This window comes from Paracoccus sp. Arc7-R13 (assembly GCF_004010775.1).
GTDB classification, from domain to species: Bacteria; Pseudomonadota; Alphaproteobacteria; order Rhodobacterales; family Rhodobacteraceae; genus Paracoccus; species Paracoccus marcusii.
In genome coordinates, this window is the sequence record NZ_CP034810.1 from 2,676,292 (window position 1) to 2,699,977 (window position 23,686).

At 67.8% G+C, this 23,686-nt stretch carries 23 protein-coding genes; 8 read left to right on the top strand and 15 right to left on the bottom strand.

Going from position 1 to position 23,686, the window contains the following annotated elements:
• Positions 1-22: 22 nt before the first annotated feature.
• From EOJ32_RS13300 to infC, 5 genes are all read right to left on the bottom strand, one after another.
• Positions 23-394, bottom strand: coding sequence for a hypothetical protein (locus EOJ32_RS13300; RefSeq protein ID WP_127898890.1), 372 nt, complete (start codon positions 392-394; stop codon positions 23-25).
• 31 nt (positions 395-425) lie between these two features.
• Entirely contained in the window at positions 426-2,450 is a 2,025-nt protein-coding gene (locus EOJ32_RS13305) for a M3 family metallopeptidase (RefSeq protein WP_127898891.1), read from the bottom strand.
• Positions 2,451-2,477: 27 nt separating this feature from the next.
• Positions 2,478-3,530, bottom strand: a complete 1,053-nt coding sequence (locus tag EOJ32_RS13310) for a HesA/MoeB/ThiF family protein (RefSeq protein ID WP_127898892.1) — start codon at positions 3,528-3,530, stop codon at positions 2,478-2,480.
• The gene (dut, locus tag EOJ32_RS13315) at positions 3,527-4,006 is read right to left on the bottom strand and encodes a dUTP diphosphatase (RefSeq protein ID WP_164871448.1); all 480 of its coding nucleotides are present in this window, start codon (positions 4,004-4,006) and stop codon (positions 3,527-3,529) included. The genes EOJ32_RS13310 and dut overlap by 4 nt, the downstream gene beginning before the upstream one ends.
• Positions 4,007-4,080: 74 nt before the next feature.
• Positions 4,081-4,620 (bottom strand): translation initiation factor IF-3, encoded by a 540-nt coding sequence (infC, locus tag EOJ32_RS13320; protein ID WP_045999550.1) that lies wholly within the window; start codon positions 4,618-4,620, stop codon positions 4,081-4,083.
• A gap of 199 nt (positions 4,621-4,819) precedes the next feature.
• Between infC and EOJ32_RS13325 the strand changes: the two genes are divergently transcribed.
• The 6 genes from EOJ32_RS13325 to EOJ32_RS13350 all read left to right on the top strand — a co-directional run bounded on the left by EOJ32_RS13325 (position 4,820) and on the right by EOJ32_RS13350 (position 9,967).
• The gene (locus tag EOJ32_RS13325) at positions 4,820-5,548 is read left to right on the top strand and encodes a hypothetical protein (RefSeq protein WP_127898894.1); all 729 of its coding nucleotides are present in this window, start codon (positions 4,820-4,822) and stop codon (positions 5,546-5,548) included.
• 8 nt (positions 5,549-5,556) lie between these two features.
• Positions 5,557-6,423, top strand: a complete 867-nt coding sequence (locus tag EOJ32_RS13330; protein WP_371706146.1) for a glycosyltransferase family 2 protein — start codon at positions 5,557-5,559, stop codon at positions 6,421-6,423.
• Between the two features lie 108 nt (positions 6,424-6,531).
• Positions 6,532-7,041, top strand: a complete 510-nt coding sequence (fabA, locus tag EOJ32_RS13335) for a bifunctional 3-hydroxydecanoyl-ACP dehydratase/trans-2-decenoyl-ACP isomerase (protein WP_127898895.1) — start codon at positions 6,532-6,534, stop codon at positions 7,039-7,041.
• A 24-nt stretch (positions 7,042-7,065) separates the two neighbouring features.
• The gene (gene fabB / locus EOJ32_RS13340) at positions 7,066-8,295 is read left to right on the top strand and encodes a beta-ketoacyl-ACP synthase I (RefSeq protein ID WP_127898896.1); all 1,230 of its coding nucleotides are present in this window, start codon (positions 7,066-7,068) and stop codon (positions 8,293-8,295) included.
• Positions 8,296-8,311: 16 nt separating this feature from the next.
• Positions 8,312-9,115 (top strand): enoyl-ACP reductase, encoded by an 804-nt coding sequence (locus EOJ32_RS13345; RefSeq protein WP_127898897.1) that lies wholly within the window; start codon positions 8,312-8,314, stop codon positions 9,113-9,115.
• A 27-nt stretch (positions 9,116-9,142) separates the two neighbouring features.
• A complete protein-coding gene (locus tag EOJ32_RS13350) occupies positions 9,143-9,967 on the top strand; it encodes an alpha/beta fold hydrolase (protein WP_127898898.1) in 825 nt (274 codons plus the stop codon).
• Here the strand turns inward: EOJ32_RS13350 and EOJ32_RS13355 are convergent.
• The gene (locus tag EOJ32_RS13355) at positions 9,964-11,448 is read right to left on the bottom strand and encodes an inorganic phosphate transporter (RefSeq protein ID WP_127898899.1); all 1,485 of its coding nucleotides are present in this window, start codon (positions 11,446-11,448) and stop codon (positions 9,964-9,966) included. The two genes, EOJ32_RS13350 and EOJ32_RS13355, sit on opposite strands and share 4 nt — an antisense overlap.
• A 187-nt stretch (positions 11,449-11,635) precedes the next feature.
• Here EOJ32_RS13355 and EOJ32_RS13360 point away from each other — a divergent pair, with 187 nt between their 5' ends.
• Complete coding sequence (locus EOJ32_RS13360; protein ID WP_127898900.1) at positions 11,636-12,487, top strand: sugar phosphate isomerase/epimerase; 852 nt, start codon at positions 11,636-11,638, stop codon at positions 12,485-12,487.
• A 115-nt stretch (positions 12,488-12,602) separates the two neighbouring features.
• Here EOJ32_RS13360 and EOJ32_RS13365 read toward each other — a convergent pair whose 3' ends face one another.
• The 9 genes from EOJ32_RS13365 to EOJ32_RS13405 all read right to left on the bottom strand — a co-directional run bounded on the left by EOJ32_RS13365 (position 12,603) and on the right by EOJ32_RS13405 (position 22,445).
• Positions 12,603-13,361, bottom strand: coding sequence for a DUF1080 domain-containing protein (locus EOJ32_RS13365; protein WP_127898901.1), 759 nt, complete (start codon positions 13,359-13,361; stop codon positions 12,603-12,605).
• Between the two features lie 56 nt (positions 13,362-13,417).
• Positions 13,418-14,062, bottom strand: coding sequence for a gluconate 2-dehydrogenase subunit 3 family protein (locus tag EOJ32_RS13370; RefSeq protein ID WP_127898902.1), 645 nt, complete (start codon positions 14,060-14,062; stop codon positions 13,418-13,420).
• Positions 14,062-15,750: a GMC oxidoreductase gene (locus EOJ32_RS13375; RefSeq protein WP_127898903.1), complete on the bottom strand. Its 1,689-nt coding sequence runs from the start codon at positions 15,748-15,750 to the stop codon at positions 14,062-14,064. Before EOJ32_RS13375 ends, EOJ32_RS13370 begins: the two co-directional genes overlap by 1 nt.
• Positions 15,751-15,783: 33 nt before the next feature.
• Entirely contained in the window at positions 15,784-16,686 is a 903-nt protein-coding gene (locus tag EOJ32_RS13380; RefSeq protein WP_127898904.1) for a hydroxypyruvate isomerase family protein, read from the bottom strand.
• A gap of 134 nt (positions 16,687-16,820) precedes the next feature.
• Entirely contained in the window at positions 16,821-17,756 is a 936-nt protein-coding gene (locus EOJ32_RS13385) for an ABC transporter substrate-binding protein (protein ID WP_127898905.1), read from the bottom strand.
• 27 nt (positions 17,757-17,783) lie between these two features.
• Positions 17,784-18,779, bottom strand: coding sequence for an ABC transporter permease (locus tag EOJ32_RS13390; RefSeq protein WP_045983178.1), 996 nt, complete (start codon positions 18,777-18,779; stop codon positions 17,784-17,786).
• On the bottom strand, positions 18,776-20,293 hold the full coding sequence (locus tag EOJ32_RS13395; protein WP_127898906.1) for a sugar ABC transporter ATP-binding protein: 1,518 nt from the start codon (positions 20,291-20,293) through the stop codon (positions 18,776-18,778). The genes EOJ32_RS13390 and EOJ32_RS13395 overlap by 4 nt, the downstream gene beginning before the upstream one ends.
• Positions 20,290-21,396, bottom strand: a complete 1,107-nt coding sequence (locus EOJ32_RS13400) for a Gfo/Idh/MocA family protein (protein WP_127898907.1) — start codon at positions 21,394-21,396, stop codon at positions 20,290-20,292. Before EOJ32_RS13400 ends, EOJ32_RS13395 begins: the two co-directional genes overlap by 4 nt.
• Entirely contained in the window at positions 21,393-22,445 is a 1,053-nt protein-coding gene (locus EOJ32_RS13405) for a sugar phosphate isomerase/epimerase (RefSeq protein WP_127898908.1), read from the bottom strand. The genes EOJ32_RS13400 and EOJ32_RS13405 overlap by 4 nt, the downstream gene beginning before the upstream one ends.
• A gap of 147 nt (positions 22,446-22,592) precedes the next feature.
• Here EOJ32_RS13405 and EOJ32_RS13410 point away from each other — a divergent pair, with 147 nt between their 5' ends.
• Positions 22,593-23,618: a LacI family DNA-binding transcriptional regulator gene (locus tag EOJ32_RS13410; RefSeq protein ID WP_127898909.1), complete on the top strand. Its 1,026-nt coding sequence runs from the start codon at positions 22,593-22,595 to the stop codon at positions 23,616-23,618.
• Positions 23,619-23,686 lie beyond the last annotated feature (68 nt).

Consider the following 23,686-nt stretch of genomic DNA (forward strand, 5'->3'; position numbering starts at 1 on the left):
CCCGCCCCGGCCCGTCACACCCTCAACCGTCGCAGCGCTGGTAAAGGCGCGTGCCGCCCGCATCAGTCAGGCGCAGCACCGCCCCCTCCATCGTGGCGCTGACGGCACGCGTGTCCGTCATGCCCTCGCTGGAACAGCTCAGCGTCATCGCCCCGTCCGCCCCCACAGCACTGCGCGTGCAGCGTGCCTCGTAGAACCGCCAGCTTTCCCCCGCCAGCGTCAGCCGCGTCTCCGAGGCCGGATCCCCGCAGGCCTCGGCCCGCAGATCATAGGTCCCGTCGACCAGCGCAGCGCCGCCCTGTGCGGGGGGCGGCACGGCGCCGCCGCCGGTCTCGGTCTTGCAGGCCGCGAGGGCCAGCGCCGCCATCAGGGCGGCGGGCAGGATGGGGGTCATGGGTCTTCTCCTTCTTCCTGTCGCGCGGGCCTCAGTCCAGCCCGCGCCCTTTCAGCAGGGCATCGACGCCCGGCATGCGGCCCCGAAAGGCCATCCACAGCTGATCCGCCGGGGCCGACCCGCCCTTGGACAGGATCGTCTCTTCCAGCCGCCGCGCCGTTGCGGGGTCGAAGATGTCGCCCGTCTCGGCGAAGGCCGCAAAGGCATCCGCGTCCATCACCTCGGACCACATGTAGCTATAATAGCCCGCCGCATAGCTGTCGCCAGCAAAGACATGCGCGAAATGCGGCGTCGCATGACGCATGGGGATGGCGTCCGGCGCCTCCAGCCCCGTCAGCACCTCGGCCTGCCGTGCCATCGGGTCGGATGCCGGCGCACCCTCATGGAAGGCCAGGTCCACCAGCGCGCTCTCCAGATATTCCACGGTCGAGAACCCTGCCCCGGCCTTGCCCGCCGCCAGCATCCGGTCGCGCAGATCGGCGGGCAGGACATCACCGGTCTCATGGTGGCGCGCATGGGCATCCAGCACCGCGGGCTGCTCCAGCCAGTGTTCATAGAGCTGGCTGGGCAGCTCCACGAAATCCTGCGCAACCGAGGTCCCCGAGATCGAGGGCCAAGTCACGTCCGACAGGATGTGATGCGTCGCGTGGCCGAATTCGTGGAACAGCGTGCGCGCATCGTCCCAGGACAGGAAGGCCGGCCCACCCGGCTGGTCCGGCGGGGTGAAGTTGCAGACGTTGACCACGATCGGCCTCTGACCGTCACCGATCTTGTGCTGCATCTGCAAGGCCGAACACCACGCCCCCGACCGCTTGGACGGCCGCGCGAAATAGTCGCCCACAAAGACGGCCATCAGCTGACCGTCGCGGGTGATCCGCCAGGCGCGCACGTCGGGCGCCCAGAGCGGCGCCTCCAGCGGCTGGAACTCCAGGCCGAACAGGCGATGCGCGACGTCGAAGACAGCACCCAGCATCGCGTCCAGCGTCAGATAGGGGGCCACGTCATCGGCGTCGAAATCATGCGCGCGGGCGCGATGCCGTTCGGCATAGAGGCGCCAGTCCCAAGCCTCCAGAGGACCGTTGACGCCGTCCTCGTGCAGCATTTGGGCCAGCACCTGCTGATCGGACAGCGCGCGGGCGCGCGCCGCGGTCCAGACCTGGGACAGCAGGTCGCGCACGCGGTCGGGCGTCGCCGCCATCTGCGTCTCCAGCTTGTAACTGGCGAAATCGGCATAGCCCAACAGCTGCGCGCGCTCATGGCGCAGGGCCAGGATCTCGGAGACCAGCAGCAGGTTGTCGGTCGCCGCGCCGCCTGCCCCCGAACCCGACCCCCGTGCGGTCCAGGCCCGGAACGCCGTCTCGCGCAGCGCGCGGTCCTGCGCATGTTCCAGGAAAGGCACGATCAACGATCGATTCAGCGTCACCACCTGCCCCGTCATGCCGCGCTCGCGCGCCGCCGCCCGCATGGCACGGACCAGCCAGTCGGGCAGACCCGCCAGGGCGTCGTCGGCCACGGGCAGGACATAATCACGTTCGTCCGTCAGCACGTTCTGGGTGAACTCGGTGGTCAGCACGGCCAACCGGGCGCGGATCTGGGCCATGCGGCCACGGCCCGCCTCGTCCAGGCCCGCCCCGGCCCGCGTCAGGTCGCGCAGCGCCAGTTCGGTGATGCGCCGATCCTCGGGCGAAAGGCCGTCGGCGGCGGCCGCCACGGCGCGCACGCGGGCATACAGACGCGGATCCATGCTGATCCGGCTGCCGTATTCGGCAAGCCTGGGGGCGAAATCACGCTGCAGCGCCTGGCGCGCGTCGTTCGAATCGACCCCGGCCAAGGTGTAGAACACCGAAAGGACGCGGTTCAGATCCTCGTCCGCGGTCTCCATCGCCGCGATGGTGTTGGCAAAGTCGGGCGCGTCGGGGTTGGCGGCGATCGCCTCGTTCGCGGCTTCGGCCGCGGCCAGCGCCTGGTCAAAGGCGGGGGCGAAATCCGTGTCGTGGATCAGGTCGAAACGCGGCAGGCCTTCGGGGCCGGTCCAGCGGGTCAGTTGCGGGTTCATCAAGACCTCCTGTCGTCGACAGGCAGCCTAGGGTTGCGCCGCGCCGGGTTCCAGCGCCGATTGCGCCCCGCAGACCGGACAGGTCGGGTCCTGTGCGCAGGCGATCGTCCGGGTTTCGCCATAAAGGCCGTCGAACAGCATCATCCTGCCGCGCAGGCCCTGTCCCGCGCCGGTCAGGTGCTTGATCGCCTCCAGCGCCATCAGGCTGCCGATCACGCCGGGCAGCGCGCCGACCACGCCCGCCTCGGCGCAGGGGGCGTCGCGTTCGGGGGCCACGGGGAACAGGCAGGCCATGCAGGGCCCGCCGCGGGCCGGGTCGAAAAGGGTCACCTGCCCCTCCCACTGGCCGATGGCGCCCGAAAGCAGGGGCACGCCCGCCGCCACGCAGGCCCGGTTGATCGCGGCGCGGCCCGCGAAACTGTCGGTGCCGTCGATGACCAGATCATGTCCCGCGATAAGGTCGCTGTCGCCTTCGGTGATGCGGCGGATCAGGGGCGTCACGTCCAGATGCGGGTTCAGCCGCAGCATCGCCTCGGCCGCGGCATAGGCCTTGGGTTCGCCGCGCAGATCGTCGCGAAAGATCACCTGGCGCTGCAGGTTGGACAGGCTGACCGTGTCGTCATCCGCCAGCGTGATCCGCCCCACCCCAGCTGCAGCCAGGTACAGGCAGACGGGCGAGCCCAACCCCCCTGCCCCGACGACCAGCACCCGCGCGTCCTTCAGCCGCATCTGACCCGCACCGCCGATCTGGTGCAGGACCAGATGGCGGGCATAGCGGTCCAGCTCTGCGTCCGACAGCCCGGCATCGCGGGTCACGGGGGCGGGCGCGGGCGTGGCCTGAACGCGCAGTCGCGCCAGCAGCCGGCGATAGCCGATGACCAGCATCACCACCGCGCCCAGAACCAGCCAGCCCGCCGCGCTGCCACCAAGGGCGGCGGCGGCACCGCTGCCCGGCGCGATCACCTGCAGCGACAGCATGCCAACCCACAGGATCCCCACCATCAGCAGCACCACCTGGCGTGGCAGATGCAGCACCCGGCCCAAAATCAGCAGCATCACGATCAGGAAGACGCCGGTCATAGCCCCGCCCCCCCGGTGGAACCGAACCCGCCCTGCCCGCGCACGGTGTCGTCCAGCGCGTCGACCAGTTCGAACCGGGCCTGCGGCGCGGGGGCCACGACCATCTGGGCGATCCGGTCGCCGTGGCGGATGGTGAACGGCGCATCGCCAAGGTTCAGCACGATCACCCCCAGGGGGCCGCGATAATCGCAGTCGATGGTGCCGGGGCTGTTGGGCAGGGTCAGGCCGTGCTTGAGCGCCAGCCCGGACCGGGGGCGGACCTGGACCTCCCACCCCTGCGGGATGGCCAGCGCCAGCCCGGTGGGGATCAGCGCGCGGCCCATCGGCTGCAGGGTCACCCCCTGCAGCCGGTCCGCGGGGGCCAGGTTGGCGCACAGGTCGGCCCCCGCCGCCCCCGCCGTCTGATAGGACGGCAGCGGAAGGGTGGGGTCGGCATCGGGAAGGCGCATCACGCGCAGGACGGGCTGGTGGGTCATGCCCCTATCCATGCAATGCAAAAGGCCGCGCGGCAATGCCGCACGGCCTTTCAGCATGTCGCAGTCGGAACGGATCAGCGCGGAGCGATCATCATCACCATCTGGCGACCTTCCAGCTTGGGCATGGTCTCGACCTTGCCGGCCTCTCCGACGTCGTCGCGGACGCGGTGCAGCAGTTCCAGGCCAAGATCCTGGTGGGCCATCTCGCGGCCGCGAAAGCGCAGGGTCACCTTGACCTTGTCGCCGCCTTCCAGGAACTTGAGCACGCTGCGCATCTTGACGTCATAGTCGTGAGTATCGGTTCCCGGACGGAACTTGATCTCCTTGACCTCGATGACCTTCTGCTTCTTGCGGGCCTCGGCCTCGCGTTTCTGCATCTCGTACTTGTACTTGCCGAGGTCCATGACCTTGCAGACCGGGGGGGCCGCGTTCGGCGAAATCTCGACCAGATCCAGCCCGGCATCCTGTGCCATCTGCATGCCGACCGACGGCGGCACGACGCCGATGTTTTCCCCTTCGGGACCGATCAGGCGGATTTCGGACACGCGGATGCGTTCGTTGGTGCGGGGACCGGTGTCACGTTGGGGCGGTGCGTTATGCGGGCGGCGGGCTATGGCGTTGCTCCTTTTATGGCCAATGCGAAGTGACAGGAAAATAAGGGCAACCGCGTCATTATTCAACCGGAATTGATCAGGACGGGGCGCAATTCGGCCCTGCGGCGACCCGATCCGGGGGCAATCGGGGGGTGCGGCGCTTTTCCGGCGCGGGGGGCTGTGTCATAGAGTGTGCAAATGCCGTGAACATCAGGGGTCCATGATGCCGAAACTGTTGCCCATCGTCGTGATTCTGGTTCTGGCCGCGGGGGGTGCGTCATACCTGATGCAAGGCCGCACCGACGAACCCGTTGAGATGGCCCAGGCCCCCGAGGCCCCGACCGCGGCCCCCGACACCGTCGCGGGCGACGCTGCGCGCCTGGCCGACGATGCCGCCGACGCCGCACAGACAGCCGCGGAAACCGCGGACGATGCCCCCGCGACAGAGGCGACGGACAGCCAGGATGCAGCCAATGCCGCAGCCGACGCGGCCGCCGACGCCGCCGCCATCGCTGCCGATGCCGCGGCCGAGGCCGTCGCCGCATCGAACGACACCGGCGCCGCCCCCGCCAGCGACGCGGCGGACGCCGCCGAAGCCGCGGCCGAGGCCGCGCTGGACGCCGCCGACCGGGCCGCGGCCGCCGCCGCGGGCGCCACCGCGGGCGTCACCGGCCTGACCGCCGACGCGGCCGCGCAGGAGGCCGCCAGCGCCGCGCAGGACGCGGCGGACGCCGCCGCCGAGACGGCCGATGCCGCCACCGTCGCCGCCCGGATCGAGGCGCTGCTGACCCCCGAGGGCTTCGACCGCGCCCAGGTCGACAGCATCATCGACGGCGCGGCCATCCCCGACACGCAGAAGCAGACGCTCAAGCAGCTGGTGTCGCAGGCAGAGGGCGACCCCGCCCTGCTGGCCGCCGCGCTGGAGCAGGTCAAGGCGGTCATGCGCTGATGACGGTCCTGCCGATCCGGGACATGGCGCCGTTCCTGGCCGGGCGGCCCGCCGTCCTGGCCCGCGGACCGCTTGCCGTGATCCTGGTCGAGGACGACACCGCCGTCGCGGCGACGCTGCGCCATCATCTGGACCGGGGCTTTCGCCACATCCTGCTGATGTCGGACCAGCCGCAGGATCTGCCCGACGCGATGGCCGCGCAGGTGACGCAGCTGCGCTACGACCCGCGCAGGCCCGCGGCCCATGTCCAGGCGGTGAACGCGGTGATCCGCGCCGTGCCGACCGGCACCTGGCTTTACTACGGCTTTAACGCAGAGTTCCTGTTCTATCCCTTCTGCGAAACCCGAAGCGTCGGAGAGATGCTGGCCTTTCACACCGAGGAACGGCGCGCCGCGATGCTGTCCTATGTGATCGATCTTTATGCGGGTGATCTGCGGGCCTGCCCCGACGCGGTCGATCTTGACGGGGCGCTGTTCGACCGGACGGGATACTATGCCCTGGGCCGTCGCGGCACGGACGGCCAGATCCGCGAACGCCAGCTGGACTTTCATGGCGGCCTGCGCTGGCGCTATGAGGAGTTCCTGCCGGCAGACCGTCGCCGCATCGACCGCATCGCGCTGTTCCGCGCCGCCCCCGGCCTGACGGTGACCGCCGACCACCGCTTCTCGATCGAGGAGTACAACACCTACTCCTGTCCCTGGCACCACAACCTGACGGCCGCTGTGGCATCCTTTCGGGTCGCCAAGGCGCTGGTACGCAACCCCGGATCGCGCGAACAGGTCCGCGACATGACCTGGCGCAATTCGCACCGCTTCGACTGGACCAGCCAGCAGCTGATGGACCTGGGCCTGATGGAGCCGGGACAGTGGTTCTAGACGGCTGCGGCTTGCCCTTGCGCGGGTCTTGCCCCGGATGATAGACCCTGCGGCAACCTGAAAAACCGACCGGCCCGCAGGGGCTGCACAGATGAAGGCGTGACCCGGATGGCATTGACCCAGACCAGCTTCGACCGCGACGACCTGCTTGCCTGCGCGCGCGGAGAACTGTTCGGCCCCGGAAATGCCCAGCTGCCCGAACCGCCCATGCTGATGATGGACCGCATCACCGACGTGTCCGAGGACGGCGGAGCGCATGGCAAGGGCCATATCGTCGCCGAATTCGACGTCACGCCCGACCTGTGGTTCTTCGGCTGCCACTTTCCCGGCAACCCGATCATGCCCGGCTGCCTGGGCCTGGACGGGCTGTGGCAGCTGACCGGCTTCAACCTGGGCTGGCGCGGCTGGCAGGGGCGCGGTTACGCCCTGGGCGTCGGAGAGGTCAAGCTGACCGGCATGGTGCGGCCCGACCGCAAGATGCTGCGCTATACCGTCGATTTCACCAAGGCCGTCCAGACCCGTCGCCTGACCATGGGCGTGGCCGATGGCCGGGTCGAGGCGGACGGAGAGCTGATCTATCAGGTCAAGGACATGAAAGTGGCCCTGTCGGCCAGCTGACCCCACCCATTCAAGGAGGCCCCCATGCGTCGTGTCGTCATCACCGGGCTTGGTATCGTATCCCCCATCGGCAACAATGCCGACGAGGTCACTGACAGCCTGCGCGCGGGCAAGTCGGGCATCGTCTTCGCCCCTGAATATGCCGAGCACGGCTTTCGCAGCCAGGTCCACGGCATGCCGCAGATCGTGCTTGAGGACCATATCGACAAGCGCAACCTGCGCTTCATGGGTCCGGGTGCCGCCTACAACTTCCTGGCCATGGAACAGGCCATCAAGGACAGCGGCCTGGAGGAAGGCGACGTCTCGAACGAGCGCACCGGCCTGATCATGGGATCGGGCGGGCCGTCCACGTCGAACTTCTTTCTGGCGCATCAGACGGTGATCGAGAAGGGCAGCCCCAAGCGCATGGGCCCCTTCATGGTCACGCGCTGCATGTCCTCCACCAATTCGGCCTGCCTTGCCACGCCCTTCAAGATCAAGGGCGTGAACTACTCCATCACCTCGGCCTGCGCGACGTCGGCGCATTGCATCGGCAACGGGGTCGAGCAGATCCAGATGGGCAAGCAGGACATCGTCTTCGCCGGCGGCGGCGAGGAGCTGGACTGGACGCTGTCGTGCCTTTTCGACGCGATGGGCGCGATGTCGTCGAAATACAATGACACGCCCGAGACCGCGTCGCGCCCCTATGACGCGACCCGCGACGGGTTCGTCATCGCGGGCGGCGGCGGCGTCGTCGTGCTGGAGGAATTGTCCCACGCCCTGGCGCGCGGCGCCAAGATCTATGCCGAGGTCACGGGTTACGGCGCGACCAGCGACGGCTACGACATGGTCGCCCCCTCCGGCGAGGGCGGCGAGCGTGCGATGCGCGTGGCCATGTCCACCCTGCCCGAGGACCGAAAGGTCAGCTACATCAACGCGCACGGCACCTCGACGCCCGTGGGCGATCTGGGCGAAATCAAGGCCATCCGCCGCATCTTCGGCGACGGGTCGACCCCGCCCGTCAGCTCGACCAAGTCGCTGACCGGGCATTCCCTGGGTGCGACCGGCGTTCACGAGGCGATCTACAGCCTGCTGATGTTGCAGAATGACTTCATCGCGGCCTCGGCGAACGTCACGACGCTGGATCCCGAGATTCAATCGGGCGAGATTGCGACCAGCCGCGTGGACAACGCCGGGTTGGATTCGGTCCTGTCGAACAGCTTCGGCTTTGGCGGCACGAATGCCACCCTGCTGATGTCGCGCTATCAGGACTGAGGCAAAGGACCAACGCATGGGCGATCTTCTGAAGGGCAAGCGCGGGCTTGTGATGGGGGTCGCCAACGAGCGGTCCATTGCCTGGGGCATCGCGCGCGCGCTAGCCGACCAGGGGGCAGAGCTGGCGTTCAGCTATCAGGGCGAAGCGTTCGGCAAGCGCGTCGAACCGCTGGCGGCCTCTGTGGGGTCGGACCTGCTGGTCGATGTGGACGTGACGAACGACGCGTCGCTGGACGCGGCCTTCGCCACGCTGGCCGACCGGTGGGGTTCGATCGACTTCCTGATCCACGCCGTCGCCTTCTCCAACAAGGACGAGCTGACCGGCCGGTTCATGAACACCAGCCGCGCCAACTTCAAGCACAGCCTGGAGATCAGCTGCTACTCGCTGATCGAGGTCGCGCGCCGCGCCCATCCGCTGATGGCGGCCAAGGACGGATCGGGCGGCGGGTCGATCATCACCCTGACCTATGGCGGGTCGAACCGCGTGACGCCGTTCTACAACGTCATGGGCGTCGCAAAGGCCGCGCTGGAAAGCAGCGTGCGGTATCTGGCCAACGACCTTGGCCCGGACGGCATCCGCGTGAACGCGATCAGCCCCGGCCCGATGAAGACCCTGGCAGGCGCGGCCATCGGCGGCGCGCGCAAGACCTTCCGCCACACCGAGGCCAATGCACCCTTGCGCGCCAACGCCACGCTGGAATCCATCGGCGGCACCGCCGTCTGGCTGCTGTCCGACTGGGGCGCCTGCACCACCGGAGAGATCGTGATGGTCGATGGCGGCTATCACGTGCTGGGCATGCCGCAGAGCGAGAACCTGTAGCGGCAATCACGACAGGGGGGCGGCGGCATGTCGGTTTTCACGGCGGGTGACGGGGCGCGCATCGCTTTTTCCGACCAGGGGACCGGCCTGCCCGTCCTGTGCCTGGCGGGCCTGACCCGCAGCATGTCCGATTTCGACTATGTCGCGCCGCACCTGACCGGGGTACGCCTGATCCGCATGGATTACCGCGGCCGCGGCGCGTCCGAATGGACCGGAGCCGAAACCTATACCGTCCCGCGCGAAGCGCGCGATGTGATCGACCTGCTGGATCATTTGGGGATCGACCGTGCCGCAGTGCTGGGCACGTCGCGCGGCGGCCTGGTCGGCATGGTGCTGGCCGCGACCGCGCATGACCGCCTGTCGGGCCTGTGCCTGAACGATGTCGGCCCCGAGATCGCGCGCGCCGCGCTGGAGCGGATCTTCGACTATGTCGGGCGCAATCCCGCGGCTGCCAGCCATTCCGAACTGGCGGCGCGCCTGCCCGGGCTGATGCCGGGCTTTGCCGACGTGCCGCCGGGACGGTGGCTGGAGGACGTGCGCCGCCATTACCACGAAACGCCGGAGGGGTTGCGCATTACCTATGACCCCGCCCTGCGAGAGGCGTTCCTGGCCGCGTTCCAGGGCGATCCGGTCGATCTGTGGCCGTTGTGGCAGGCGACGGCCGGCCTGCCGGTCGCACTGATCCGGGGGGCGAATTCGGACCTTCTGTCGCCTGCGGTGGCCGCGCGCATGAAGGACATGCGCCCGGACCTGATCCTGGCCGAGGTGCCCGGCCGCGCCCATATCCCCTGGCTGGACGAGGCCCCTGCCCTGGACGCGATCCGCCGCTGGCTGGCGGCCTGCGGCGCCTAGCCGCCGATCGCCCGCAACGCCCAGAACAGCGCGCCCGACAGGGCCGCCGCCGCCGGAACCGTGACCACCCAGGCCGCGCCGATGGTCAGCACATGCGACCGGCGCACCAGCTTGCGGCGGCGACGCTCCTCGGGGGCGGTGCGGGGGCGTTCGGGGGCCTGCCCCTGCACGGCGCGGGCGCGGCGGGCCGCGTCCCATTCGCGAAAAAAGCCCACCCCGAAGATCGCACCGACGGCGATGTGGGTCGAACTGACCGGCAGACCCAGCCAGCTGGCCAAAATCACCGTCAGCGCCGCCGACAGCGACACGCAATAGGCACGCATGGGGTTCAGCTTGGTGATCTGGCTGCCGACCATGCGGATCAGCTTGGGTCCGAACAGGAACAGACCGAAGGACAGGCCGAACGCCCCGATCAGCATCACCCAAAGCGGGATGGCCACGGCCTCTGCCGTGCCGCCCGATCCCAGGGCCTGCACGATGGCGGCCAGCGGCCCGACGGCATTGGCCACGTCATTGGCACCATGCGCAAAGGACAGCAGCGCGGCCGACACGACCAGCGGGATGCCGAACAGCACCTTGAGCGACTTGTTGCGGTTCTCCAGCCCGCGCGACTGGCGGCGGATCACCGGGATCATGACGACCCAGCAGACCAGGCCCAGCACCGCGCCGATCATCAGCGCCCCGGAGAAGGTCACGTCGACGATGCGGCTAAGACCCTTCAGCGCCAGATAGGCCGCGAACGCACCCGCCATGATGCCGATCAGGACCGGCACCCAGACGCGCGCGGCCGCGATCTTGTCGTCGCGATAGATGATGCGCGCCTTGATGAACCACAGGAAGGCCGCGGCGATCAGCCCGCCCAGCACCGGAGAGATCACCCAGCTGGCCGCGATGGTCGCCATCGTGGGCCAGTTGACCGCGCCGAACCCGGCCGCGGCGATGCCCGCGCCCATCACGCCGCCGACGATGGAATGGGTGGTGGAGACCGGCGCGCCGATCCAGGTCGCCAGGTTCACCCACAGCGCCGATGACAGCAGCGCCGCCATCATCGCCCAGACGAAGATGCCGTCGGTCCCGATCGTCTGCGGATCGATGATCCCGCGAGAGATGGTGCTGACCACGTCGCCGCCCGCGATCAGGGCGCCCGCGGTCTCGAACACGGCGGCGATGGCGATGGCGCCCCCCATGGTCAGCGCATTCGCGCCGACCGCCGGGCCCATGTTGTTGGCCACATCGTTGGCGCCGATGTTCAGCGCCATGTAGGCGCCGAAGATCGCCGCGACCACGACGATCAGCGTGTTGTCGGTCTGTCCGAAGGCGACCATCGCCCCCAGCCCGGCCAGCAGCACGAAGGCCAGCGCGACGCCCGGCGCGACCAGCGGGCGCGCGACATAGGCGGTAGCGTTTTCCAGCGCCGAGAACCGCCCCAGGTCGCGGTCCAGCGTATCGAGATGTCGGGCTTCCAGGTCGTTTTGGGCCATGATGTCCTCTGGTTGGCGCAGCGGGGGCCTAGGGCGAAACGGCGCTCAGCGCAAGCATTGCGGCGGTAGGGTGCCGATCCGGGCAGCAAAAAGCCGGGCCTGTGTGAATGTAATCCTTTTCAGACGGAATGAAATCCATTACATCTGTGGACAACCCCCGGAGGAGCGGGGACCAGAGGAGAAGATCATGACATTTGCAAGAACCGCCCTGATCGGTGGACTGGCCACGCTGGTGGCACCGATGGCGATGGCCCAGGATGCGGCCACGTCCGACCTGCCCATCGCGGTCCAGATGTATACGCTGCGCGACCACGGCACGCTGGATGAACAGCTGGCCGCTGTCCAGGCGGCGGGCGTGACCGCGGTGGAGACCGTCGGCATGCAGGACAGCACCGCCGAGGACCTGTCGGCCAAGCTGCAGGAGTACGGGATCGAGGCGATCTCGACCCATGCCCAGCTGGCCGATCTGCGCGCCGACGCGCAGGCGGTGATCGATTTCAACAAGGCGATCGGCAACGACGTCATCACCGTCCCCTATCTGGCCGAGGAGGACCGCCCTGCGGATGCCGCCGGCTGGACCGCCCTGGGCGAGGAGCTGGCCGCGCTCAGCGAGACGCTGGAGGCGGCGGACATGACGCTGGCCTATCACAACCACGATTTCGAGATGGTCGAGTTCGACGGCCGCACCGCGCTGGAGATCATGATGGAGGCCGCGGGCGAGGACGTCATGGCCGAGCTGGACCTGGCATGGGTCGCGCGCGGCGGGTTGGACCCGGTCGAGTATCTGGGCCGTTTCGACGACCGCGTCTTTGCGATCCACGCCAAGGACAACGCCCCCGAGGGCGAGGCCGAGGACGAGCGGGGCTTCAAGGCGCTTGGCAAAGGCACGCTGGACTGGGCCGCGATCCTGCCCGCCGCCGAGGAGGCCGGCGCGCAGTGGTACATCATCGAGCATGACCAGCCCCTGGATGCCGCCGAGGTCGTGATGACCGGCGCCACCTTCCTGACGGAAAACCTGCCGGACAGCGCCACGCGCTGAACCCTCCCTGCCGGACAGGTTGACTGGGGCCGCGACATCGTCGCGGCCCCTTTTTCCGTGTCGCGATGCCGGGTGGCGATGCCGGGGCCCGCCGCGGGGGGCGGACCCGGCCGGATCACATCGGGCGGACCCAGATGTTGCGGAAGCTGACATCCGCGTCATGGTCCTGCAGCTGGATCGGCGCGCAGTCATGCGCCTCGTAGGCCGGATAGCCGATCCATTCGGTCACACCCTGGATCTGGGCGTGGTTCTGCACCACAACGCCGTTATGCAGGACGGTGATATGGGCCGGACGGCGCAGCGCACCTTCGTCCGAAAAGATCGGCGCCTGGAAGATGATGTCGTAGGTCTGCCATTCTTCGGGTGCGCGCGAGGCGTTCACCAGCGGCAGGTGCTGCTTGTAGATCGACCCCGCCTGCCCGTTCGCATAGGTCGGGTTCTCGAAGCTGTCCAGAACCTGCACCTCATAGCGGCTCTGCAGGAAGATGCCGCTGTTGCCGCGGTCTTGGCTGTCATGCCCCTCGTTGTTCGGCGGAGAGCGCCATTCGACATGCAGCTGCACGTCGCAGAAGCTTTCCGTGGTGCGGATGTCACCCGATCCGCGCGCGACGCGCATCGCGCCATCCTCGACGACCCACTGGGCCGCGCCGCCGTTCACGGATTCCCACCCGTCCAGGTTCGTCCCGTCGAACAGCACGACCGCGTCCGACGGCGGCTCGCCCTCGGGGGTCTGGACCAGCCGCGGCTCGGGGCCCGCGATCTCGGTCACGCGGGACTGGGCCTGGCGTTCCTCGCGCGTCGGCTCGGGGGCGTCCTGGGCCAGGGCGGGGGCGGCCAACGCCAGCAGCGCGGCCATCGATGTCATCAGTTTCATGGCAATGTCCTTTGCGAAAGAATGCGGCCCCGGACATGCCGGGGCCGTTGGCGGGATCAGGTGGCCCAGGCCGGGCCGCCGTCGTACTCCAGATCGCCGATGTACTCGCCCGGCACCGGCTCATAGCGCAGCACCTGCGTCGCGCCGACCTCGGAGGTGAAGAACCCGAACAGCGTCAGCTGCTGGATCGGCGTGAACCAGTGCAGCGCCGGCAGGTCCGCCTCGGTCTGGGCCTGCGCGGTGGCGGCGGTGTCGGCCGACTGCTGCTGATCGCGGGCCTGGATGCGCATCTCCTCCTTGGCCTGGGCCACGACGGTGGCCTGGGCGCTGGCGGCGACCATGGCCTCCTGCAGCATCTGCTGGCGCTCCTCGGCGGTCAGATCCTCGAACGGCTTGCCGAATTGTGCCTGGGCCTCGGATTTCAGCGTGTCGATGCTGTCGCGGAACGCCGCCTGCTCCTCGGCGTCATAGCAGTCGCTGACGAACTGGGTCATGAAGGCGCCCACGCCCGCATCCTTGGCGCCCGGCGTGTCGGTGGCGGGAATGATCGTCTCGGCCACCTCGTCCAGGAAGGCCGCATCCTCGGGGGTGAAGAGGTTCTCTCCGGTCTCGGTCGGGACATAGGCCATCACCCGGCCCGCACCCAGCATGGCCGTCCCGGTGACGGCGGCGATCATCGTCAGAAGGTCGCGACGGTTCATCACAGATCTCCGTTCTTGAGGGCTTTGACGGCGTGATCCGCCGCACGCGCGGTCAGCGCCATGTAGGTCAGCGACGGGTTCACGCAGCTGGCCGAGGTCATGCAGGCCCCGTCCGTCACATAGACGTTCGGCGCATCCCAGACCTGGTTGTCGCCGTTCAGGACCGAGGTCCTCGGATCGCGGCCCATGCGTGCCGTGCCCATCTCGTGGATGCCCATGCCGGGGGCATAATCGCGGTCGACCGGCTTGACGTCCTTGACCCCGGCGGCCTCCAGGATGTCGACGGCGTCCTGCTTCATGTCCTCGCGCATGCGCATCTCATTCTCGCGCAGGTCGACGCTGACGGACAGGACCGGCAGGCCCCACTTGTCCGTCGTGCCCCGGTCAAGCGAGATGGCGTTGTCGTGATAGGGCAGCATCTCGCCAAAGCCGGTCATGCCGATGGTCCAGTTGCCCGGCGTCGACAGCGCCTGCTTCAGGTCCGCACCGATGTTCAGTTCGGCGATGTCGCGCTGCCATCCCTGGCGGCTGGCCGATCCCTGATAGCCGAAGCCGCGGGTATAGGGCCGCTCCTCGCCGTCGATGTTGCGGAAACGCGGGATGTAGAAGCCCGCCGGACGGCGCCCGAAGTAGTACTTGTCATCGAACCCCTCGACCCGGCCCTCGGCGCCGACGCGGAAATGGTGGTCCATGACGTTGTGGCCCAGCTCGCCCGATGACGAGCCCAGGCCGCCTTCCCAGACATCGGTCGCCGAGTTCATCAGCACCCAGGTCGAATTGAAGCTGGAGGCGTTCAGGAACACCACGTCTGCGGTGTATTCATAGGTCATGTTCGTCTCGGCATCGATGATCTCGACCCCGGTCGCGCGCTTGCGGTCCTTGTCGTAGAGGACCTCCTTGACGATCGAGAACGGCCGCAGCGTCAGGTTGCCCGTGGCCATCGCGGCGGGCAGCGTCGCGGACTGGGTGCTGAAATAGGCGCCATAGGGGCAGCCCAGCCAGCACTTGTTGCGATACTGACAGGCGACGCGGTTCTGGTCGGGCAGTGCCTCGGTGATGTTGGCCACGCGGCTGTTGATCAGGTACCGCTTGCCGCCAAACGCGTTGCGCAGGCGTGCGGCCACGTCCTTTTCGACGATGTTCAGCGGGATGGGCGGCAGGAACTGCCCGTCGGGCAGGATGTCCAGCCCCTCGTTCGTCCCCGAGATGCCGGCAAAGCGTTCGGCATGGTCGTACCAGGGCGCGATGTCGGCATAGCGGATCGGCCAGTCGGTCGCGATCCCCTCGCGTTCGTTGGCGGTGAAGTCGGTGTCCGAGAAGCGATAGGACTGGCGACCCCACATCAGGCTACGCCCGCCGACGTGATAGCCCCGGAACCAGTCAAAGCGCTTGGCCTCGACATAGGGATTCTCCTGCTCGTTGGCCCACATGCCGAAGGTCTGCTCGTTCAGGGGATAGTCGCGCGACAGGACGGGATAGTTGTCCTTCATCTCCATGGTCGCGGTGCCGCGGTGGGGATAGTCCCAGGCCTCCTTGTCCGCGTTCACATAGTCGGTCAGATGCTCGATGTTACGGCCACGCTCCAGCATCAGGACCTTCAGGCCCTTCTCCGTCAGCTCCTTGGCGGCCCACCCGCCGCTGATGCCCGATCCGACGACGATCGCGTCGTAATGCATGTTGTCTGCCATCTGGCGTTCCTTTCTAGAAATTGCTTGAGGCGTTCAGACGTCGCAGGTCAGCACCGCGTCGCGCAGCGATGCGGCGGCGGCCTGCGGGGCGGGGTCGCGCGGGATGAATTCCTGCGCCACCCAACCCTGATAGCCCGTGTCCCGGATCGCCCTGCAGATCGCGGGATAGTTCAGTTCCTGACTGTCGTCGGGGTCGTTGCGGCCGGGATTGCCGGCGGTGTGGTAATGCCCGAACCAGCGATGGTCGCGCATGATGGTGCGGATCACGTCGCCCTCCATGATCTGCATGTGGTAGATGTCATAGAGCAGCTTGAACTGCGGGCTTTGCAGCCGTTCGCACAGCGCCACACCCCATGCGCTGTGGTCGCACATGTAATCGGGATGATTGACGCGGCTGTTCAGCAGCTCCATCTGCAGCACGACCCCGGCATCGCGAGCGGCGGGCAGGATGCGCGACAGGCCCTCGGCGCAATGGCGCAGGCCGTCTTCGTCGGACATGCCCCGGCGGTTGCCGCTGAAGCAGATCAGGTTCACATGCCCCGCCTCCGCGACCAGCGGGATGTGACGCAGATAACGTTCGGTCAGTTCGTCGTGGTTGGCAGGGTCCGCCCAGCCATCCTCCAAGCTGATCTCGGCGCCGTTGCACATCGAACTGGCCAGCCCGTGTTCGGCCAGCACCGGCCAGTCGTCCGGACCGCACAGGTCGATCGCGCCCAGGCCGGTCTGGCGGGCCAGCTGGCACAGGTCGGCCAGCGGCAGGTCGCCAAAGGTCCAGCGCGCCACGGAATGGTTGATGTTGCCCTGCAGCCCCGCAGGCTGCGCATCCTGGGCCATCAGGGGCACCGCCCCCAGCCCCGCCCCAAGCGCCGCAAGGCCGCTGGCGCCGTGAAACAGTCCGCGCCGGGTCATACTCGCGCGGTCCGACAGATCGGTCATGGTTATCCTCCCTTTGATGCAGGCCCCGGTCACGCCCTCGGGCGAAATATGAAACCGTTTACATTTCGGGGCGGAACGACCCCCTCCTCCGGGGTCGGAATGCGGCGCGGGTCACATCCCGCGCCGCGTCGTCGTCAGTACGGGCTGTCTTCGAAATAGAAGCTCTCGGCGTTCTCCGGGGTGATCAGCTGGGAGGCGATGATGAATTCGCCCGACATGGGTGCACCGGAGGTCAGGCCCAAAGCGGTCATCTCGATCGCGGTCGAGATCATCGCCGGCGGATAGGTCACGTTCACCGGAACCGTCGGATCGCCGTCCTGGATGCGCTGGACCATCTCCTTCATCCCGGCGCCGCCGACGACGAACATCTCCTCGGTGCGGCCGGCCTGGTCGATGGCCGCCAGCGCGCCAACGGCCATGTCGTCATCCGCCGCCCAGACCGCATCGATCTCGGGGAAGCGCGACAGCCAGTCCTGCATCAGGTTGAAGGCCGTGTCGCGGTTCCAATTGCCGTGATCCATGGCCAGCACCTCGATGCCCGACCCTTCCAGCGCAGCCTCGAAACCCGCCACGCGCTCGTTGTCGACGGTGGAGGCGATGCCGCGCATCACGACGACCTTGGCGCCCTCGTCCAGGGTATCGGCGAAATAGGTTCCTGCGGTGCGGCCAAAGCTGTCGTTGTCACCCGCGACATACAGGTTCTCGATGCCCTCCTGGGCCAGGCCGCGGTCGACGACGGTGACCCAGACGCCGCTGTCGGCGATGCGCTGGATCGGGCCGGTCAGGGGCTCGGATTCGAAGGGCAGGACGACCAGCGCGTCGATGCCGCGGGTGGCAACCATGTCCTCAAGGTCCGACACCTGCTGCCCGGGATCGGAGGTCGTGGTCAGCACGAATTCCAGATCGGGGTTCGCCTCGGACAGCCGCGCGACGGTGCGTTCGGCGTGAAAGTTCAGCGCCCCCGCCCAGCCATGCGTCGCCGCCGGGATCGAGATGCCGATGGTTTCCGACAGCGCCGGGACAGCGGTCAGGCTCATCAGGGCGGTCGTGGCAATCAGGGTCTTTCTCATGGTGGTTACTCCTCCCACAGGTGAAAATCAGCGTGCGGCGCCAGTATTGCGCTGCAGCACGACGGCAAGGATGATGACGACGCCCTGGATGGCACCGTTCAGATAGGGGCTGACGAAGTCTGTCAGGTTCAGCAGGTTGCCGATCAGCGACAGGATCAGGACCCCCACGACCGTGCCCCAGACCCGGCCGAAGCCGCCCTTCAGCAGGGTGCCGCCGATGATCACCGCGGCGATCGCCTCCAGCTCCCACAACAGGCCCGTGGTGGCGGATGCCGATCCAAGGCGCGGCACGTACATCACGACCGCGATGCCGACCAGCGTGCCCAGCAGGACATAGGTCATTAACCGCACCCGCAGCACCGCGACCGAGGAATAGCGCGCGACCTTCTCGTTCGAACCGATGGCGGCGCAGTGGCGGCCGAAGGCGGTGTGGCGCATGGTGATCTCTCCCAGGATCGCCAGCACGGCAAAAACGATGATGGGCCAGCTGATCCCCAGGATGCCGTCGTAATAGACGGGCCGGTACAGCTCGCGCATCTCATAGCCCAGCGAAAGCGTGCCGCCGTCGGCCAGCCAGGTCACTAGGCTGCGATAGATGCCCATCGTGCCCAAGGTCAGGATGAACGCCTCGATGCCGGCGCGGGTGATCAGGATGCCGTTGATGAAGCCCGCAGCCAGTCCCGTGAACAGCGCCAGCGCAATGCCGATCAGGATGACGGGCAGCCCGCCGCCCATGCTTTCGGTCAGCATGTTCATCACCAAGATCATCAGCCCTGCGACAAAGGCCGCCATCGACCCGACGGACAGGTCCAGCCCGCCCGCGGTGATGACGAAGGTCATGCCGATGGCGATGATGCCGATGAAGGCCGATCGCGCCAGCACGTTCGTGATGTTGGCAAAGCTGAGGAAGTTCGGGTTCAGCGCCATGCCGATCAGCACCAGCACGATCAGCGCCACGATGGGCGCGACGACGGCCAGATTGACCCTGGGACGCCGGGTCGGGGCGGTGGTTGCCATACTCATGCGGCGCTGTCCTTTTCATGTCCGCCCTGGGAATGGTCCATCCCCATGGCCAGACGCACGATATTGCCCTCGGTCACGGCCGCGTCGGCCAGTTCGCCCACGATGCGACCAGCGTGCATGACGACCACGCGGCTGGCCAGACCGATCAGTTCGGGCATTTCCGAGGAGATGACGATGATGCTGCGGCCTTCGGCGGCCAACCGTGCGATCAGGGTATAGATCTGCTGCTTGGTGCCGATGTCGATGCCGCGGGTGGGTTCGTCGATGATGACCACCTGGGGGTCCGACAGCAGGGTCTTGGCCAACAGCAGCTTCTGCTGGTTCCCGCCCGACAGATCGCCCACCGCCATGCCGCGTTCGGGCGCGCGGATCGCGAAGTCGCCGATGGCCGTGTCCAGCGCGGCCTCCTCGCGCTTGCGGTCGATCAGGGGGCTGCCGAACCGGTCCAGCTGGCCCAGGGTCAGGTTCTCGCGAAGCGTCTTGTCCAGCAACAGACCCGCGCCCTTGCGGTCCTCGGTCAGATAGACCAGCCCGGCCCGCATCGCCTGCGCGACGTGGTTGGCGGGCAGGTCCTGCCCCTTCAGGCGCACGGTGCCACTGCGCGGGCGCAGGCCCGCGATGGCCTCGGCCAGTTCGGTGCGCCCCGATCCGACCAGGCCGCCGATGCCCAGCACCTCGCCCCGGTGCAGCACCAGGGACGCGTCATGGACCACACCGGGCACGCTGACGCCCTGCGCCTCCAGGATCGGCTCGGCCCCGTGGGCGGCCTTGGGCGGGAACAGGTCCGACAGCTCGCGCCCGACCATCGCGGTGGCCATGTCGTCTTCGGTGACGTCGGCGGTCAGGTCCGACCGCACCATCGTGCCGTCGCGCAGGACGGTCACGCGGTCGGCGATGCGCTTGACCTCACCAAGCTTGTGCGAGGTGTACAGGATCGCCACCCCTTCCGCCCGCAGGCGGTCAATCTGGGCGAACAGCACCTCGGTCTCGCGTTCGGTCAGCACGGCGGTCGGTTCGTCCATGATCAAGACGCGCGCCTTGCGCGACAGGGCCTTGGCGATCTCGACCATCTGCTTGTCGGGGACCGAGATGCGGTTGACCGGCGTGCCCGGATCGACCCGGCACTGCAGCTGACCCAGCAGATCGGCCGTCTGCGCCCGCATCGCCTTGTGATCCAGCAGCAGCCCGCGCCGCAGTTCGCGGCCCAGAAAGACGTTCTGGTCGACCGACAGGTGTTCGGCCAGGTTGAACTCCTGATGGATCATGATGATGCCCAGATCCTCGGCCTCGTCCGACCCGGCAAAGGTGATGGGCTTGCCCTGCCACGTCACCTGCCCGCCCGTGGGGTCCAGGTATCCGGCCAGGATCTTCATCGTCGTGGACTTGCCTGCGCCGTTCTCGCCGATCAGGGCGTGGACCTCTCCGGGATGCAGGGCGAAATCGACGCCGTGCAGGATCTCGATGGGACCAAAGGACTTGGTGACGCCGTTCAGCGCCAGGATGGGATCGGTCATGGCGTCACCTGGACCCAGGCCGCATCCGCCGCGTTCGACCGGATGCAGGCGTCGATGAACTGCAACCCCTCCAGCCCGTCGCGAATGCCGGGAAGGGTGTCGGGCATGGTGCCGCTGCGGATCGCCTGCGCGGCTTCGGCGTAAAGGTTCGCGAACCCCTCCAGGTATCCTTCCGGATGACCGGGGGGCACGCGGCTGCCGTCCTGGGTGCTGCCCGGCCCGGCGCGGCGCAAGATCTGCGCCGGCTTGCCGAAGGGGGTGTATCTCAGCGTCTCGGGCATGTCGTGCTGCCATTCCAGGCCGCCCTTGTCGCCATAGACCCGCAGCCGCAGGCCGTTCTCCGTTCCCGGCGCCACCTGCGAGGCCCACAGCATCCCCTTGGCCCCCGACGCATAGCGCAGCAGGATATGCGCGTTGTCGTCCAGCCTGCGGCCGGGGACAAAGCTGGTCAGGTCTGCGGCCAGCCGGTTGGGCAATTCGCCAGTAACGAACCGCGCCAACTGGAACGCGTGCGTGCCGATGTCGCCGATCGCGCCGCCGGCACCCGCGCGTTCCGGGTCGCCGCGCCATGCGGCCTGCTTGCTGTCCGTGTCCTGGGTCAGCCAATCCTGGGCGTATTCGACCTGGACCAGCCGCAGAGCGCCCAGATCGCCGCGCGCGATCATTGCCCGGGCCTGCCGGATCTGGGGATAGGCGGAATAGTTGTGCGTCAGGATGAACAGCGCATCGGACCGCCCGGCCAGGTCGGCCAAGGCCTGCGCCTGGTCCAGCGTCGCGGTCATCGGCTTGTCGCAGATGACATGGATGCCCTGTTCCAGAAAGGCGCGCGACACGGGTTCATGCAGGTGGTTCGGGGTGCAGACCGACACGGCCTCGATCCCGTCGGAACGGGCAGCCTCGTCACGCGCCATCTGGCGGAAATCGCCATAGCTGCGGGTGATGCCCAAGGCACGCGCACTCTCGGCCGCGCGCGTCTCGTCCGAGGACAGCGCGCCGGCGATCAGGTCGAACCGGCCATCCAGCCGCGCGGCGATGCGATGGACGTTGCCGATCATCGCCCCCTCGCCGCCCCCGACCATGCCCAGACGGATCGGGCGGTTCATCGGGACAGCCCCAGCATGCGGCGGTTGGCTTCCATGTCGGCACCCCCATCGGCGAAATCGTCAAAAGCGCGGTCGGTCACGCGGATGATGTGGTCGCGCACGAAGGCCGCCCCTTCGCGGGCACCGTCCTCGGGGTGCTTGATCGCGCATTCCCATTCGACCACGGCCCAGCCGTCGAACCCCATCACCGCCAGCTTGGAAAAGATCGCGCCGAAATCGACCTGACCGTCGCCCAGGCTGCGGAAACGGCCGGCGCGCTGCGCCCAGGGCTGAAAGCCGCCATAGACGCCCTGCCGACCAGTCGGGTTGAATTCGGCGTCCTTGACATGGACCATGCCGATCCGGTCGGCATAGATGTCCAGGTTCTCAAGATAATCAAGCTGCTGCAGCAGGTAGTGCGACGGATCATACAGCATCTTGGCCCGCGGATGCTGGTCCAGACGGTCCAGGAACATCTCGAAGCTGACGCCGTCGTGCAGGTCTTCTCCGGGATGGATCTCGAAGCAGATGTCGACACCGCGGCTGTCGGCATGGTCCAGGATCGGACGCCAGCGGGCGGCCAGTTCATCGAATGCCGCCTCGACCAGGCCCGCGGGGCGCTGCGGCCAAGGATAGAAGTACGGCCAGGCCAGCGCGCCCGAGAACGCCGCCATCCGGTCAAGGCCAAGGTTGGCCGACGCATCGATGGTCTTGCGCATCTGGTCCACCGCCCACGCTTGACGGGCCGTCGGATTGCCCCGCAGCGTGGCCGGCGCGAACCCGTCGAACGCCTCGTCAAAGGCCGGATGGACGGCGACCAGCTGACCCTGGATATGGGCCGACAGTTCGGTGATGGCCAAACCGTTGGCCTGCCCCTTCAGATCGTCGCAATACGTGGTCGAGATCGCGGCCAGATCCAGGTCGATCAGTGCCTCCGCCCCCGACGGCACCTGCACGCCCAGATAGTCGCAATCGGCAGCCCATGCCGTGATCGCGCCAAAGCTGTCGAACGGTGCCTGCGGGCCCACGAATTGGGCCAGGAAAAGGCCGGGGCCCTTGATCGTCTTCATACATCCTCCCGGAACTTCCCCTCCGAAGTTCCCCTTGCCCGATTCCGCGTCATGTAATCGGTTTCATCTGACGTTCTCACAGGATGAAAAGGTTTACAACATCAATTTTTCCGCTAAGCCTGATGCTGTCCCGAACAAAGGTTTCTTGTGTCAGATCAATCGCGTCCACCCCGAATCCATGATGTCGCCAAGCTGGCGGGGGTGTCCGTGGCGACGGTCAGCCGGGCCATCTCGAACCCGTCGATCGTGTCGGAAACCACGCGCAAGGCAGTCGAGGCGGCGATCGCGCAGACCGGCTACACGCTGAACTTCACCGCCCGAAACCTGCGTCAGCAGCAGGTGGGCGGCGTGCTGGCGCTGGTGCCGAACCTGGCCAATCCGTTCTTCTCGCAGATCCTGTCGGGCATCTCCGAGGTGCTGCGCCGCCACAACCTCAGCCTTTTGGTGATGGACACGACCGCCGTGCCTGACCAGCCGGCGATGAAGGTGCTGGGCCCCTATCTGACGCGGTCGCGCTCGGACGGGGTGATCGTGCTGGACGGGCAGATGGAGGCGGGCCTGTTCGCCCGTCCCGGCTGTCCGCCCCTGGTGCAGGCCTGCGAATGGATCGACGGCCTGTCCGCCCCCCGCGTGCTGGCCGACAATGTCGAAGGGGGCCGCCTTGCCGCGCGGCATCTGACCGACCTGGGGCACCGCCGCATCCTGCACCTGACCGGGCCGCAGGGCAGTTCGCTGACCCTGTCGCGCCGCCAGGGCTTCCTGCAGGGGCTGGCGCAGGCGGGCCTGCCCGATCCCGGCCCCCAGGACAGCATCACCGGCGATTTCACCGCCCGGTTCGGCCAGCAGATGGCCGCGCAGGTGCTGGCCATGCCCGACCGTCCCACCGCGGTCTTCTGCGACAACGACGAGATGGCGATCGGCCTGATGCACGGGCTGATCGTGGCCGGGCTGCGGGTGCCGCAGGACATCTCGGTCATGGGGTTCGACAACATCGAGATGGCGGCCTACAGCAGCCCCGGCCTGACCACGATCCGCCAGCACCGCGCCCGCCTTGGCCGGCGCGCCGCCGAAGTCCTGCTGGCCCGCATGCAGGGCCAGCAGGTCACCGACAGCATCACTCTGGGCGTCGATCTGGTGGTCCGTGCCAGCACCGGACAGGCGGCAAAAACGTGACTTGTTCCAGGGGGCGGGGATTAATATTGTACGGTTGAACGTCGGGGACATGGCCCGCCGCAACAGGA

What these genes read in the sequence shown, in the direction of transcription:
- EOJ32_RS13300 (WP_127898890.1), bottom strand. Translation starts at nt 394, where the DNA reads ATGACCCCCATCCTGCCCGCCGCCCTGATGGCGGCGCTGGCCCTCGCG.
- EOJ32_RS13305 (WP_127898891.1), bottom strand. Translation starts at nt 2,450, where the DNA reads ATGAACCCGCAACTGACCCGCTGGACCGGCCCCGAAGGCCTGCCGCGT.
- EOJ32_RS13310 (WP_127898892.1), bottom strand. Translation starts at nt 3,530, where the DNA reads ATGACCGGCGTCTTCCTGATCGTGATGCTGCTGATTTTGGGCCGGGTG.
- dut (WP_164871448.1), bottom strand. Translation starts at nt 4,006, where the DNA reads ATGACCCACCAGCCCGTCCTGCGCGTGATGCGCCTTCCCGATGCCGAC.
- EOJ32_RS13325 (WP_127898894.1), top strand. Translation starts at nt 4,820, where the DNA reads ATGATGCCGAAACTGTTGCCCATCGTCGTGATTCTGGTTCTGGCCGCG.
- fabA (WP_127898895.1), top strand. Translation starts at nt 6,532, where the DNA reads ATGGCATTGACCCAGACCAGCTTCGACCGCGACGACCTGCTTGCCTGC.
- fabB (WP_127898896.1), top strand. Translation starts at nt 7,066, where the DNA reads ATGCGTCGTGTCGTCATCACCGGGCTTGGTATCGTATCCCCCATCGGC.
- EOJ32_RS13345 (WP_127898897.1), top strand. Translation starts at nt 8,312, where the DNA reads ATGGGCGATCTTCTGAAGGGCAAGCGCGGGCTTGTGATGGGGGTCGCC.
- EOJ32_RS13350 (WP_127898898.1), top strand. Translation starts at nt 9,143, where the DNA reads ATGTCGGTTTTCACGGCGGGTGACGGGGCGCGCATCGCTTTTTCCGAC.
- EOJ32_RS13355 (WP_127898899.1), bottom strand. Translation starts at nt 11,448, where the DNA reads ATGGCCCAAAACGACCTGGAAGCCCGACATCTCGATACGCTGGACCGC.
- EOJ32_RS13360 (WP_127898900.1), top strand. Translation starts at nt 11,636, where the DNA reads ATGACATTTGCAAGAACCGCCCTGATCGGTGGACTGGCCACGCTGGTG.
- EOJ32_RS13365 (WP_127898901.1), bottom strand. Translation starts at nt 13,361, where the DNA reads ATGAAACTGATGACATCGATGGCCGCGCTGCTGGCGTTGGCCGCCCCC.
- EOJ32_RS13370 (WP_127898902.1), bottom strand. Translation starts at nt 14,062, where the DNA reads ATGAACCGTCGCGACCTTCTGACGATGATCGCCGCCGTCACCGGGACG.
- EOJ32_RS13375 (WP_127898903.1), bottom strand. Translation starts at nt 15,750, where the DNA reads ATGGCAGACAACATGCATTACGACGCGATCGTCGTCGGATCGGGCATC.
- EOJ32_RS13380 (WP_127898904.1), bottom strand. Translation starts at nt 16,686, where the DNA reads ATGACCGATCTGTCGGACCGCGCGAGTATGACCCGGCGCGGACTGTTT.
- EOJ32_RS13385 (WP_127898905.1), bottom strand. Translation starts at nt 17,756, where the DNA reads ATGAGAAAGACCCTGATTGCCACGACCGCCCTGATGAGCCTGACCGCT.
- EOJ32_RS13390 (WP_045983178.1), bottom strand. Translation starts at nt 18,779, where the DNA reads ATGAGTATGGCAACCACCGCCCCGACCCGGCGTCCCAGGGTCAATCTG.
- EOJ32_RS13395 (WP_127898906.1), bottom strand. Translation starts at nt 20,293, where the DNA reads ATGACCGATCCCATCCTGGCGCTGAACGGCGTCACCAAGTCCTTTGGT.
- EOJ32_RS13400 (WP_127898907.1), bottom strand. Translation starts at nt 21,396, where the DNA reads ATGAACCGCCCGATCCGTCTGGGCATGGTCGGGGGCGGCGAGGGGGCG.
- EOJ32_RS13405 (WP_127898908.1), bottom strand. Translation starts at nt 22,445, where the DNA reads ATGAAGACGATCAAGGGCCCCGGCCTTTTCCTGGCCCAATTCGTGGGC.